Raw genomic sequence first — 12,126 nt, 5'->3', positions numbered from 1 at the left:
CCCCTGGCTGCCGGACGGGGCGAGTCCGGCAGCCAGGGGCCCGCGCCACGGCCCGGCCTTACTTCCGGGTGCTGACGCCCCGTACCCAGGATCCGGGGGAGGAGATGAGGACGATACCTGCTTCCTCGTGGCCGGTCAGGGAGAGGAGCACGCCGGCGGTCCAGCAGGCTGCGGACAGCCCGACTGCGGCCCACGCGAGGGCGTTCCGTGAGTGCGGATGCTCCGCAGGGGTCTCGTCCGGCGTGTGCGGCTCGGTCGGCGGCGTTCCGTTCGGCTGCGGGTCATCCCAGTGGTCGTTTGTGGTGGGCATGGCAAGTCTCCGTTTTTCGAGCGTGCGGCAGCACGCGGTGAATGGGTGAAGGGACCTTGGACCGGCGGCGGGTTAACCGCGCAAGTCCGGCCGTCGTGTCCGGTGGCGCCCCCGGACATGGAAGAGACCGCACCGCGTGGGGAGCCGATTCGAGTTCTCGCGAATTTGCGGACAGCCGCTGAGGTGGTCCTCCAGCATGTGCTGCTCGCTGCCCTGTCCGGAGCTTCTGACCTGCCACTTTGCGAGTGCCGACGCCGAACCGGTCGGGCGGCGTCGCTACGAGCCAGACTTTTCGCAGCTGCTTGAGTCAGCCCGATCGTGCTGTTACACCCATCGGCGGCATACCGCTGCCTCGTGCACGCCGTGGCTCTCGCATACAGACCTGGTTCTTAGTCACGCAACCGCTATGACCAGCCAGTTCGGGTTCCTCGCCAGCCGCCAAAGGCGGGGACGAGGGCAAGGTCAGGGCAGCCGGTGGTTGAGAACGTTCCGGGCCTGGAGGCGGCTAAGAACATCGTCCTGATGCACGGGACAGGCATCGACGCTGACTGCCGCAACGGCATTTCGGGACGTCGCGCCTACGGCACTTCCGGCATACGCGGGCTCCTCGTGCTCGGCCTGACCGAACAGCGGGAGTCAGCACCCGGCATCCGCTTTCCGATGAGTTGGACCTCACGAGAGCGCGTACTCAGCTAACTCCTGTGCGCGCGGAGAGCCGGTGTGTGCCGGTAGAGCACTGATGCCTCACTGGAGCGCCCGCGTCGTCAACCCAGTGCGGTCAGCGTGCTCTGGAAGTTGGTCGAATGACCAGTGTCGGGACCAACAGACCTGGCTCAATAGGCGTATGGAGATTGGCGAGCACTGGGCGTACCGCGTGAGGCCGAAGGATCTGGGTAGCGCCGTGCGCCAGGTGGAGGTCGTTCGAGTGGGCGGCTCTGGCAGGTCTGGCTGGATCCACGTGCGGTTCCTCGAAGGCGATGCCGCGGGTCTGCAGGAGTGGGTTGGCCCCGGCTCTCTCGTAGCGCTATGGGCGGATGTCGACTCGTTCCGCGCGGACGACGCGGCAGAGTTGGCACTGGTGGATTCCTCTCGCCATGTCCGGGGCAGCGAGGAGTTTGAGGCCGCTCGGATGATCCTCGGATTCGTTCGCCCGAAGAACAGGCTGCGACTGCGCCGAACGGTGGCGGACGCGGGCGTCCTGGAGCTGGGCTGCCTCGACGACACCGCCCCACTCATTGGCATGGACGCCGCCGAACTGCGCAGCGACACCATGGTGTTCGAGAACCGCCACGGCATGTGCCTGGCCGGGTGGCCGGTCACCGAGCGCATCGCCCGCCACGTGGCCGGACGGCTCGCCGACGAGATCCTTCCGGAGGTGGACCGCAAGCAGCTGGACATCGAGCAGGAGCGTGCCCAGTCCTCCTGGTACTCCTACGGTCGGCGAGACGACCGCAAGCTGGACGCGGAGGCGGCAGTCCTGCGGACTGTTCGTGAGTGGTGCGGCCAGGACAAGGCTGAGCGCTATGACGAGTTGGTTGCCCTGCGCGCCGAGGTCATCAGGCTTGGGGAACTCGTCGAGAAGGCGGTCAAGGCCCTACGCGACCGTGGTCACGGCGTCATCGCCTCCACCATTGAGCGCGACCTTGGCGTCCATATCGCCACCCTTGATCCTGACGTGCGCCGATGACACCGTGCCACGGATCCGGATCCGGATCCGGCTTGGGCGGCGCGGGCTGTGCCGGAGGCTTCTCCTTCTCCGGCCGGTCCGGGTGCCACCCGTCGAGGAACGGCCGCAGTTGCTTCTTCGTCGGCTCCGCGTGGAAGTCACGGGCGGCCAGGCCCTTGCCGTTCGTCGTAGGGTCGAGCTGATCGGCCTCCGTGTTTCCCCAAGCCGACCACTCACGCAGCCTCTCAGCTTCGGGGGCATCTTCCGACGCGGCGGCGACTTCGTCCAGCGCGGCGCAGAACGCCCGGATCTCACCCGCGGCCCGCCACTGTTCCAGGGCCGTGCCGAAGTGCTCGGCCCGTAGCGCGTGAACTGCCTCGACCGAAGCCTCACTTACCGCGGCCTGCCACTCCCGCCGCTCGCGCTCCTCCTGCTCCGCCGCCAGTCGCAGGCGCTCGGCCTCCTGGCGCTCACGCTCCTCTCGCAGACGCCGCTGCTCCGCCTCTCGTTCCAGCCGGGCCCGCTCCTGCTCCTCCGACCGCGCCTTCAACGTCCGGAAGATTGAGGCGATCTGCTCCTCCAGCGCCTTCTTGGCGGTGTCGGCCCATTCCTTCTTCCAGCCGTGGTGGTAGCTGTAGCCCGAGTTCTCGCTGACCAGCAGCTCCAGTTCGCCGGACGGCTCGGACTTGTGGGCTGGGGTGACCCGTTGCCAGTCGTACGTGCGTCGGCCCGGCTGCTTGGGCACATACCGGACCTGCTTCTGCCGCTCACGGAAGCCGATCTCGTACGTCCTGCCGTGGACGGTGAGCAGCGGCCTCGGCTGCCTGCGCTTCTTGGACACCGCGATCTCGCCGTGGCGTACGACGGCCTGTTCAGCGAGGAGCCGGATCAGCGCGAGCACCCGGGGCAGGACCTCGTCCGAGATCTCGAACGCGCTGTGATCCGAGCTGACCGCCGCGATCACGTCCTCGACATCAGTGATCACCCGGCTGCGCGCGAGCCGGATCCGGTTCCACTCGGTCTCGTCCTCGCCGGTCACCCGCAGCAAGCCGAGGAAGAAGTCGCCTTTTGCCCGCCCGCTGTACTTGAGGTGGTACCCGTCAGGAGCGCACTGCCGGGCGGCGTCGAAGGCTCGGCGATACCGGGCTCGCTCCGCGTCGCTGGGGTCCGGGATCCGAAGGAATCGTCCGGCTTCCTGCACTTGCTCGATCAAGGCCGGTCCGATCGCCGCCGGCGACGGGCGCGGGGGCTTCAGGATCCGCTGTGGGGTTGGCTTCGTCTCGGATGGGGGAGCGGCGTCCTGCTGCGGACGAGAGGCAACCGGCTCCTTGGCCGCATGTGCCGCCGAACGAGGTTTGCGCGGGGCCGGCTCCGGCCGGTCCGGATGATGGCCGTGCTCCAGGTAGAAGCGTCCAGCGTCATTGATCTCTGCCTGCCACTTCCCATCCTGCTTGGGCATGGTGATCAGGCGCCGCTCCCTGAGCGCGCGGGCGGTCGGAGCGAGCTCGGGGCTGTCCGACGTGACGGGGTCGGCTCCGCCTCCGATGCGGGTGAGGAGCGCGAGCTGCCGGTCATTCAACGGAGACCATCGGTGCATGTCGATCGTCGTACCGCCTGCGGGCTCCCCAGCACAAGCCATGGGGTGACCCTCGCGGGGCGCACGGCGTGTTCGGCGTGTCGGAGGCGGAACGCCACTTACCGGCAGCCAACGGGGAGCCGCTCCCGGGAGTCGGCATCCCCGGCGGCTCCCACAATGCCCCCCAACGCAAATCAGACCCGGTACTGATCCCTCAGTACCGGGCCTGACCTGGTGTTACAGCTGTCGGGGTGGCGGGATTTGAACCCACGACCTCTTCGTCCCGAAGCAATTCGGCCGGTTGTTCGATCTGGCATGGTGGTGTCGCTGACCTGCGGTGAAGGTCCGCGAGCGTCCGTAGACGTCCGTGAGAGTGTGTCGGCGTTGTCACTCAGTTAGACACGCAACTCTGCGGTGTGGCTGCGCTTCGGCGGTCAGCCCTACTCCCCGCTACGCGACCCTTCGTCGTCTGCGGGCGGTGGCACCTGGGGAAGCGCAGCACGCTTGGCTACAGCCTCAGCGATGGCCTGTGTCAACTCCTGAGAGTTTGCCCGGAGCCAACGTGAGAATGCTTCCTCAGCGGCTGCGCCGATCTTCTCTGGGACGCTCACGTCGCGGAAGTGCAGCCAGTCGGCAAAAGCCTCCTTGACCCCTTGCCCAATGGCGGCCGGCTGCTGGGATGCCGTACCTGTCTCAGACGACGCCTGTGAGCGGCCAGCACTCTGTGGTCGCTTTGCAGCAGCGCGCTTCTTGGAGGAAGGGGCGCCAGGGGTGAGCGGTCCGCCCCATGCTCGCTCTGTCAGCTCGCCACAAATGCCGGGGGCCACGGTTCGGGGGTCGACCGCTTCCGTCGGTGCGCCGGAGCTGTAAGGCCCGCTCGGCTGCTCGGATCGATCGTGCTCCTTCACCCAGAACACGCGCCGCGCGAACATGCCGGGCGCGTCGCGGTCACTGGGCGCTTCCGCCTTGAGAACCGCGTAGCCGACTCGGCGTCCTACTTGACCACGCCAGGAGACGGGACGCCGCCGCGTGCCAACGCCGTCCACTAAGGTCTCGCGGACGTAGTCGAACGAGCTGACGTCCTCGGTCCAGACGATTTCGTCTTCGTGCTTGATGTCCTCAGGCCGACTTGGCATGTTGCGCCCCTCCCGCAGGTCTCTGAGGACGCAGCTTGCCCAGCCTGGCGCCGCTTTAACCGGACAGCCCGGACACATCCCTTTGGAGCTGTCCGGGCTGTTCTTGCTGGTCAACGCTTCCACCGGACAGCCGGACACCTCGGACAGTGCCCATGGGGCCGTTGCCTCAAGCCCGGACAGACCGTCCGGGCTTCCCTTGCCCCACGCTTTCCAACTGTCCGCGTGGCTGTTCGGGGGCATTCATAGGGGTTCACGCGGCAGGTCAGGCAGGGTGCGCGCACGGGAGCGAACGGTGGTGGCTGTCAGTGCACCGGACAAAGACCAGGACAACGATCAGTGCTACCGAGCCTTGCTGACCAGCAGCACTCACCGCTGTCGATTCACGGTGCGGCGAGTCCGTAGCGCGGTGCCCTGATGCGCCCCCCTATGAGCGGGTCGTACAGCATGTGGCGCTAGTACCGGTTGCCCATGTTGTCTGCGGCTCGTGCAGCTGTGTCTGCTGCTGCTTGGAGGAGCCGAGCGTTGTCTGGAAGGCCGCTAAGACTATCCATCAGCTTGCCTGCTGCTCGATCGGCCCTGACTGCCGCCTGGTGGAGGATTGATGCCTCGTCAGCGAGACCCACGAGGTCATGGGCGGCATCAGCGAGGGTGCTCGCGGTGTCCTGTAGATGCGACAACTTGTGAGAAGCATCAACCAGCAAGAAGGCGGTGTCTTGGAGGTGGGAGAGGCCATCGGAGGCCCGACTCAGGGAACTAATCTCGTCTTCCGACAGACCAAACCCATGGATGCGAGGGTTTGCGAGCTCCTTAAGAGTGACCTTCAGCAGTGCAGCAAGCTCAGGAGCCGTCTTCGCGAATTCATCCAATGCTGGCCCGACACGATCGACCAGTGATGTCTGAGCTTCGCTGATCATCTCGCCGAGTCGCTGCTCCGTGAGGTCGCCCAAGCCGGCCAGAGCGTTGAGCCCGTCAGCCTCGCGTTCCTCCTTCCACCCCTCCAACCGCTCCACCGGGTAGTCATCGCTGTCCGTCCCGTCAATCTCGGAGTGGTGCGGGTGACAAAGCAGGATGAGGTTCGCGAAGCTGTTGCGCTCGCTGATCGACCAGTCCGGGGCATAGCGCTTGCCACCCTCTTCGAAGGCCCGGATGTGCGCGATTTCCAGGTTTAGGCGCGGCGCTCCATTGATCATTCGAACGGTCGGCACGCCACAGTCCGGCCAGTAACAGCCCCCTCGGGCGAGCGTCATCAGTCCTGCGATCGTTGCGTTGCTGTAGCTGCGCCGCGGTGTGGTTGCCACGAGCCCCCCTGGTGTTGATGACCAAGAGGGACCGTCCCACGAGCAGCCTCGTAGCACAGGAAGAGTTCCGGCCAGTCATGGGAGCCGGACCCGGACGCGGGAAGGAGGGCGATACACAACGCTGGCCTGATGCCTGACTGAGGACCGTGGGACGCTTGCAAGAGAGCAAAGAGTAGACGTGAGAGGAGCCGAAGTGTCGGAGGCCAGTCCGCGTGGAACCTACCTGGTCATCTCGGAGGTGCTGCGGAAAGGGATCGAAGAGGGCGAGATCACTGGCCCCCTGCCATCTGAGGCTGACCTCATGCGCTCGCACGGTGTCGCCCGCAACACGATCCGTCGTGCACTCAAGGTGCTCGAAGCAGAAGGGGCTCTTGAGTCCGCGCCCGGGGTTGGCTGGCGTGTCGCCCGCGAGGGGGACCGTCGCTCTCTCGCTGAGCGGATGACCGACTTGATCGTTGAGGACGCTCTCGCGATTGGCGACACGTACCCGTCCGAAGCCAAGCTCTGCGCACGGTTCGACGTATCGCGCACGGCGGTGCGTCGCGTGCTCGCCAACATGGAGGGAACCGGATTGCTCGCCACCGTGCACGGCAAGGGGCGCACGGTACGCGCCCTCCCGACGACCGCCGGCCGGTCGTAGCCTTGGCCGCCATGGGACTAAATGAGTGGGCGTATTCAACCGCCGAGTCACTGCTGGCCGAACCGCTGCCTCGAAGGTGGGTGCACTCTCTAGGGGTGGCTAAGTGTGCTCGTGCGCTGGGCCCGATCCTGGGGGACGATGCCGAGCTGCTGGAAGCGGCGGCAGTGCTGCACGACATCGGCTATTCGCCGCGCATCGCCACCACCGGCTTTCACCCCCTGGACGGGGCGCGCTTCCTTCGTGACCAGGAAGGGGCCGACGGACGGGTCGTGCGGCTCGTAGCCCACCACTCCTGCGCTCTGCTAGAGGCTGAGGAGCGAGGGATTCGGCATGAGCTTGAGAGCGAGTTCGAGCTGGAGCGTCCCGGCCTGGTTGACGCGCTGGTGTTCTGCGACATGACGACCACGCCGGATGGGGAGCAGACCACGCCTGCCGATCGGGTTGGTGAGATCGTGCAGCGTTACGGGCCCGACACGATCGTTGGCCGGTTCATCCAACGGGCAGCGCCTGAGATCTACGCCGCCGCCGACAGGGTGGAGAGTCGCCTAGCCGCGGCGGCTGCTGGGCTTCAGCCGATGTAGGGCTGCTGCCGGGAGTCGTCCAGGCCATGCCGGATGCGCAACCGCATCGACGGATGGATGTTCAGGTCATCGAGGTCCGCTGGGTCAACCCAACGGACCTCTTTCGATTCGCTGCTGGTGCGCAGAGCCCCGCCGGTCGGGTGGGCCCGGAAGCAGATCGAGAACTGTTGTCGCACCTCTCCGTCGTCATACGCCAAGACGTGTTCAGGGTTGGTGTAGAGCCCCACGACGCTGTCGATCTCGACTGTTATGCCTGTTTCTTCCAGCACCTCCCGAACGACCGTGTCGCTGATGCTCTCACCGATGTCATGGCCGCCGCCCGGGAGCGCCCAAAGGTCGTTGTCCGTCTTGTGGATGATCAGAAGCCGTCCGTCATCGTCGCGGACGACTGCCGTGACGGACGGCACGACGGAGTTGGCCGCGGGGGCGTTCGGGTCACGGAAATAGTCGATTCGGCTCACGCGTGCAGACCTCCGCAATCGGCGGGTGAAGAGATGGGCCTGGCCGACTCCCAGACCCGTTCAACGCTCTCAGCGTACGCATCGAACAGTTCGCCCCCTGGCACGCGTTGGAGATGCAGTACAGGGGCCATGTACGCCCCGACCCCGTACAGGTGGCCATTGGCCAGCATCTCCTCATCGGCCCGGTAGATCGAGTTGTAGAGCGTCGTGTTGTGCAGCCGGAACTCAACTCCGGGGAGCCCGAAGAATGAGCCGTAGTTGATGAGGGCATTTCGAATCTTGCTGGCCATGGCCGGGCCGATTCCCTCATCCTCACCACGCACGGCCACGGCGGGGCTGTCCGGGTCCCCGAGCATGAAGCGGACGCGGACGCCGGCCGCTGATTTTTCCTTGACGACTTTGTGGAACGCAGGGTCCTCAGTGAGCCAGAAGCCCGAGTAGACGAGCACGTCGAAGTGCTCGCGCGCTTGCGCGTAGAGCTGTGGCCACAACCGGTTCGGAACGACCGACCTGTGGGGGTACAGCTTGATCAGCTCAGCGTTTCCCGCCTCGGTGACCTCTGCTGATGTCCGTTCCTCCGGCCACAGGTAGGACACTTCACATTGCAGTAGCGAGGCAGCGGCGTACTGGAAGCGCCGGTAGGGCTTGCGTTTTGGGTCACCGATCCAGCGCTCGACCGTCTTGGCCGACACTCCTAATCGCGCGCCCACTTGATCGAGCGTCATGCCGCTCTCAACGATCGCGCCTCGAAGCCTCTCGTTGGCCATGTCGTGCTCTCCCCCGGCTGGGACGACTTGGGACGACTTCACCGTAGCCAAGTCGTGCACAGGTCGTACAGGTGCGGGGTCGATCGTCTTCGCTGCTGAGGCCAAGCTGGAAGCACATCGACAGCGAGGGACTCGCAGAACCGAAGAGCCGAAGGGCTTGACGGGGCGAATCTCTCTCTGCATGATGAGGGACATGTAACACATGTTCCTCCAAGTTTAACGCCCGCCTGTACCGGCGGAGCTGACCAACCGCAGTACCCGCACCAGCTGGAAGACCTGGGAAAGGCGACGTTGTCGCACGCCAACGGGCTGTGAGCGGCCGTTCCTTGAGAACTGAACAGTGTGCCAAGAACGAGTGATTTTGGCGGCTGGCGCCTCCGTCTTCGGGGGCGTCAGCGGCCATGACCACTCGTCTTTGACGAGCGGTCGCCGTGGCTCCGGGTTCCGGGGGCGCGGCTCGCTCAGCACGTCCTTGCCGGGTGGTCGTCTCTCGCCAAAGACCGCGACCGCCCGGCCCCGTCCTTCGCGAATCAAGGAGATCCGCAATGACTGAGCGCACCTTCGTTTCCACCTCCACCGGCCCGGTCGTTCTGGGCCTGGACCTGCCGATGGGCAGGGTGCACGTGCAGGTTCTCGACAGCCTCACCCACGCCCGGGTGACGCTGCGGACCGCCGACACGTCGGGCCCGGCCGCCGACGTGGTGAACGCGGCCCGCATCACTGAGAACGGCCAGACCATCGCGGTGGAGATCCCCGCGATCCGCGGCAACGTGATGATGCAGAGCGTCCGGGGCAACCGGATCACCCAGAGCATGGGCACGGTCTACGGATCGGTCACCGGCGTGACCATCATCAACGGTCGCGTCGTGACCGGCGGTGGCACGGACACCGTGGCCCGGGTCAGCGAGATTGAGGCCCGGGTTTCCCTGCCGGCGAACTCCTCGCTCGCGGTCGTCTCCCAATCCGCCGACGCTGTCGTGGACGGTGAGGTGGACCGCCTGGAGTTCCGCTCCACCTCCGGTGACTTGCAGGTCGACGGGGCCCGCGCCGTGACCGCCTCCACCACCTCCGGTGACCTGACCGTCTGGCGCGTGGCCGAGCAGATCGCAGCCCGCTCCGTCTCCGGTGACATCGCCGTGGACCTGTACAGCGGCAGCAGCGCAGAGCTGGTCACCACGTCCGGCGACGTGAGCGTTCACGCGACGCTCAAGGCGTCCGGCGCCGTGCGCGCCAACAGCGTTTCGGGCGACGTGACCGTCAGCGGCGGTCGCGACCTGAACGTCAGTGCCCGCAGCGTCAGCGGCCACGTCCGCACCCGCTGACCACAGACCTTCCCTCCCTGCCGGGGTGGCCGCCTCTCGCCAAAGACCGAGGCTGCCCCGGCTCCCTTCGCCTTTCAGGAGAGATCCTCATGCGTACGTACATCGGTAGCCACCAGGCCTTGAACGCGATCGAGTTCGAAGAGCTGGCCTTGGGCTTCGACGAACTGCCCCTGGGCCTTGACCGGGGCCTGTTCCGCGGCCCGCTCACCCCGGAGTCGCCCGAGGAGCGGGCGGCCCGTCTGGACGTGGCCCGTGAGGTCATCGCGGAGCTGGCCGCGCAGGGCGAGGGCGGTGACGAGATCGCGGCGTGGGACGCGCTGTACGCCGACGCGCTCACCCGCACCGTGCCGTTCCTGCGTGCCGCCCGCTCCGCCGGCCGTTTCGCCGGGACGGAGGAAGCGGCATGAGCGAGATCCTGACATCCCTGGCCGCTGCTCTGCCGCTGGCGTCCGGCTGGTCGATCCACAGTCTGTGGATGCACCGCCGGATCGAGTCGGCCCGGCGTGACCCGCTGACGGGTCTGCTGAACCGGGACGCGTTCGAGGAGCGGGCCAGCAAGTTCCTGCACGGTGGTCCGCGGGCGGTGTACTTCGTGGACCTCGACCGGTTCAAGCAGACCAACGACACCCACGGCCACGCGGCGGGGGATGCGGTCATCCGCGCCACCGGTCATCGCATGCAGCAGTGGGCCACCGAGAACGGCGGTCTCGCAGCCCGGTTGGGCGGGGACGAGTTCGTGGCGGTCACCAGCGTCTACAGCGCGGGTGAATTCGACTGGACCCTGTATGAGCTGTCCGACCGGTTGGAACGGCCCGTGGACTTCGAGGGCACGCAACTCGCCGTGACCGCGTCCATCGGCACGATCCGGATCGACCCGCGCGCGGAGCTGGCCGACCTGTCCGCGCTGCTGCGGCGCGCGGATGAGGAGATGTACAAGGCCAAGCAGGAGGAGGCCGGTTGGAGTGTCGCCATGAGCGTCGCCCCGACCCTGGGGACGGTCAACGGCCGCCGGGCCGGACGACGTGGCACCGCCGGTGGAACGGGGGCGGCGGCGTGAATCGCCCCGCGAAAATCCTGCTGGTCGCTGCTCTGGTCGGCGTGGTCGGCATGGCCTTCCGCGTCTCGTGGAACGCGCAGCGGGACGTGGCCCGGACGGTCGGGGCGGACGGCACGGCGGCTCTGCTCTACCCGTTCGTGGTCGATGGCCTGATGGCCCTGGCACTGGTCGCCACCCTCGTACTCACCGGCCGGGACAAGACGTTCGCGCTGTGGGTGCTGGCCGGGTACGCAGCTGCGTCGCTGGTTCTCAACTACGTGCACGGGCTGGTGCCCGAACTGCACGGCGGGGGACAGCGAATGCAGTTGGCCCACTGGGCCCCCGCGAACTGGGTCCTGGTGCTGCTCGCCACGTCGCTGCCGGTCGGGTCGATTTTCTTCGGTTCGGACCTCGTGGCGAAGGTGCTGCACCACCGAGCACCCGCAATCACAGATCAGGATGAACCAGCCGAGTCCGCAACAAATCGGTTGGGGTCTGACCTGCACGAGTCGGCCCCCGAGACCCCGCCCGAGGTGACCGAACTCCTGACCCCCGAGGCGGCCGACCCGGCACCGGTCATCGACCCGGTTCCGCCGGTCGAACCCGTGCCGGTAGTCGAGCCAGTCGAGGCCATCGAGTCGGTTCCGGTGAAGGCGGTCGCTGCGGTCGAGTCGGCCCCTCGTAGGGCGACCGGTCGGGTCCCCGAGTCGGCCCGCACGCGCCGCCCGACGCGCACGCCGGATGCACTGCTTGCCGAAGCCCGGTCGGTCACGGCCGACTGGCCGGATGCTGAGCTGACGGCAGAGGCGATCCGTAAGGCGGTGCGTACGTCGTCGGCCAACGGCCGACTGCTGCGCGACACGCTCAAGGCCGAGCGCTCAGCACCGGATGCCGGTGCTGAGGCGACCGCCGCGTAATGGCCGCCCGCTTCTTCGACCCGACCGGAGCCCGCTACGGCGTCCCCACGTTTCCGTGGCGGATGGCTCCGGACGGGTTGGCGACCCGCCGTCAGCTCCGTGCCCGCGGCCTGCGTCCCGGCGGGCAGGACGTGGCCGCACAAGTCCTCTGGTTCTCCCGCCGCTACCGGCGCAAGGGCACCAGCCCGATCCGCGTCGCCTACCTCTACCGCCTCGACCGAGCGAAGCCGGTCCGGCCGATGACGCCCGCGAAGTGGGCCGCGCTCGCCAAGGCGAACGCCGCTCAGCGGGTCTGCACCGAGTGCCGGCGCGATGCCGGATACCGCATCCCCACCTCACTCGGCATGTGCGTGACCTGTGCGGACGCCCCACAACTCGCTGCCTGAACCCGCACGACTTCGCTCAGCGGAGCCCGG

The 12,126-nt window shown here is 67.1% G+C and carries 15 protein-coding genes; 9 read left to right on the top strand and 6 right to left on the bottom strand.

Annotated features, from left to right (window positions below; all coding sequences use genetic code 11):
* Positions 1-58: 58 nt before the first annotated feature.
* Complete coding sequence (locus ABR738_RS19010) at positions 59-310, bottom strand: hypothetical protein (RefSeq protein ID WP_350231177.1); 252 nt, start codon at positions 308-310, stop codon at positions 59-61.
* 474 nt (positions 311-784) lie between these two features.
* Here ABR738_RS19010 and ABR738_RS19005 point away from each other — a divergent pair, with 474 nt between their 5' ends.
* Positions 785-1,006: a hypothetical protein gene (locus tag ABR738_RS19005; protein ID WP_350231176.1), complete on the top strand. Its 222-nt coding sequence runs from the start codon at positions 785-787 to the stop codon at positions 1,004-1,006.
* Between the two features lie 148 nt (positions 1,007-1,154).
* Positions 1,155-1,997 (top strand): PE-PGRS family protein, encoded by an 843-nt coding sequence (locus tag ABR738_RS19000; RefSeq protein ID WP_350231175.1) that lies wholly within the window; start codon positions 1,155-1,157, stop codon positions 1,995-1,997.
* Here the strand turns inward: ABR738_RS19000 and ABR738_RS18995 are convergent.
* From ABR738_RS18995 to ABR738_RS18985, 3 genes are all read right to left on the bottom strand, one after another.
* The gene (locus ABR738_RS18995; RefSeq protein WP_350231174.1) at positions 1,927-3,573 is read right to left on the bottom strand and encodes a PE-PGRS family protein; all 1,647 of its coding nucleotides are present in this window, start codon (positions 3,571-3,573) and stop codon (positions 1,927-1,929) included. The genes ABR738_RS19000 and ABR738_RS18995 overlap by 71 nt on opposite strands.
* Positions 3,574-3,992: 419 nt before the next feature.
* Complete coding sequence (locus ABR738_RS18990; RefSeq protein WP_350234646.1) at positions 3,993-4,688, bottom strand: DUF6009 family protein; 696 nt, start codon at positions 4,686-4,688, stop codon at positions 3,993-3,995.
* A gap of 452 nt (positions 4,689-5,140) precedes the next feature.
* Positions 5,141-5,986 (bottom strand): HNH endonuclease signature motif containing protein, encoded by an 846-nt coding sequence (locus ABR738_RS18985; protein ID WP_350231173.1) that lies wholly within the window; start codon positions 5,984-5,986, stop codon positions 5,141-5,143.
* Positions 5,987-6,179: 193 nt separating this feature from the next.
* Here ABR738_RS18985 and ABR738_RS18980 point away from each other — a divergent pair, with 193 nt between their 5' ends.
* On the top strand, positions 6,180-6,626 hold the full coding sequence (locus ABR738_RS18980; protein ID WP_350231172.1) for a GntR family transcriptional regulator: 447 nt from the start codon (positions 6,180-6,182) through the stop codon (positions 6,624-6,626).
* A gap of 11 nt (positions 6,627-6,637) precedes the next feature.
* A complete protein-coding gene (locus ABR738_RS18975) occupies positions 6,638-7,207 on the top strand; it encodes an HD domain-containing protein (protein ID WP_350231171.1) in 570 nt (189 codons plus the stop codon).
* Here ABR738_RS18975 and ABR738_RS18970 read toward each other — a convergent pair.
* Both ABR738_RS18970 and ABR738_RS18965 read right to left on the bottom strand, forming a co-directional pair.
* Positions 7,195-7,668, bottom strand: a complete 474-nt coding sequence (locus tag ABR738_RS18970) for an NUDIX domain-containing protein (RefSeq protein WP_161244328.1) — start codon at positions 7,666-7,668, stop codon at positions 7,195-7,197. The genes ABR738_RS18975 and ABR738_RS18970 overlap by 13 nt on opposite strands.
* Positions 7,665-8,435: an XRE family transcriptional regulator gene (locus ABR738_RS18965; protein WP_350231170.1), complete on the bottom strand. Its 771-nt coding sequence runs from the start codon at positions 8,433-8,435 to the stop codon at positions 7,665-7,667. Before ABR738_RS18965 ends, ABR738_RS18970 begins: the two co-directional genes overlap by 4 nt.
* A 545-nt stretch (positions 8,436-8,980) precedes the next feature.
* Here ABR738_RS18965 and ABR738_RS18960 point away from each other — a divergent pair.
* The 5 genes from ABR738_RS18960 to ABR738_RS18940 all read left to right on the top strand — a co-directional run bounded on the left by ABR738_RS18960 (position 8,981) and on the right by ABR738_RS18940 (position 12,096).
* On the top strand, positions 8,981-9,757 hold the full coding sequence (locus ABR738_RS18960) for a DUF4097 family beta strand repeat-containing protein (protein WP_350231169.1): 777 nt from the start codon (positions 8,981-8,983) through the stop codon (positions 9,755-9,757).
* Between the two features lie 89 nt (positions 9,758-9,846).
* On the top strand, positions 9,847-10,164 hold the full coding sequence (locus ABR738_RS18955) for a hypothetical protein (protein WP_350231168.1): 318 nt from the start codon (positions 9,847-9,849) through the stop codon (positions 10,162-10,164).
* Positions 10,161-10,814, top strand: a complete 654-nt coding sequence (locus tag ABR738_RS18950; protein ID WP_350231167.1) for a GGDEF domain-containing protein — start codon at positions 10,161-10,163, stop codon at positions 10,812-10,814. The genes ABR738_RS18955 and ABR738_RS18950 overlap by 4 nt, the downstream gene beginning before the upstream one ends.
* On the top strand, positions 10,811-11,710 hold the full coding sequence (locus tag ABR738_RS18945) for a DUF2637 domain-containing protein (protein WP_350231166.1): 900 nt from the start codon (positions 10,811-10,813) through the stop codon (positions 11,708-11,710). The genes ABR738_RS18950 and ABR738_RS18945 overlap by 4 nt, the downstream gene beginning before the upstream one ends.
* The gene (locus tag ABR738_RS18940; protein ID WP_350231165.1) at positions 11,710-12,096 is read left to right on the top strand and encodes an RRQRL motif-containing zinc-binding protein; all 387 of its coding nucleotides are present in this window, start codon (positions 11,710-11,712) and stop codon (positions 12,094-12,096) included. The genes ABR738_RS18945 and ABR738_RS18940 overlap by 1 nt, the downstream gene beginning before the upstream one ends.
* Positions 12,097-12,126: the final 30 nt, after the last annotated feature.

It is taken from the genome of Streptomyces sp. Edi4 (assembly GCF_040253615.1).
GTDB lineage: Bacteria > Actinomycetota > Actinomycetes > Streptomycetales > Streptomycetaceae > Streptomyces.
Note: the sequence above shows the minus strand (reverse complement) of the source record. Positions and strands in the feature narration are given on the sequence as shown.

Excerpts from the sequence above, each read along its gene's own strand:
- ABR738_RS18990 (WP_350234646.1), bottom strand. The coding sequence starts at position 4,688 with ATGCCAAGTCGGCCTGAGGACATCAAGCACGAAGACGAAATCGTCTGG.
- ABR738_RS18960 (WP_350231169.1), top strand. The coding sequence starts at position 8,981 with ATGACTGAGCGCACCTTCGTTTCCACCTCCACCGGCCCGGTCGTTCTG.
- ABR738_RS18940 (WP_350231165.1), top strand. The coding sequence starts at position 11,710 with ATGGCCGCCCGCTTCTTCGACCCGACCGGAGCCCGCTACGGCGTCCCC.
- ABR738_RS19010 (WP_350231177.1), bottom strand. The coding sequence starts at position 310 with ATGCCCACCACAAACGACCACTGGGATGACCCGCAGCCGAACGGAACG.
- ABR738_RS19000 (WP_350231175.1), top strand. The coding sequence starts at position 1,155 with ATGGAGATTGGCGAGCACTGGGCGTACCGCGTGAGGCCGAAGGATCTG.
- ABR738_RS18995 (WP_350231174.1), bottom strand. The coding sequence starts at position 3,573 with ATGCACCGATGGTCTCCGTTGAATGACCGGCAGCTCGCGCTCCTCACC.
- ABR738_RS18955 (WP_350231168.1), top strand. The coding sequence starts at position 9,847 with ATGCGTACGTACATCGGTAGCCACCAGGCCTTGAACGCGATCGAGTTC.
- ABR738_RS18950 (WP_350231167.1), top strand. The coding sequence starts at position 10,161 with ATGAGCGAGATCCTGACATCCCTGGCCGCTGCTCTGCCGCTGGCGTCC.
- ABR738_RS18965 (WP_350231170.1), bottom strand. The coding sequence starts at position 8,435 with ATGGCCAACGAGAGGCTTCGAGGCGCGATCGTTGAGAGCGGCATGACG.
- ABR738_RS18975 (WP_350231171.1), top strand. The coding sequence starts at position 6,638 with ATGGGACTAAATGAGTGGGCGTATTCAACCGCCGAGTCACTGCTGGCC.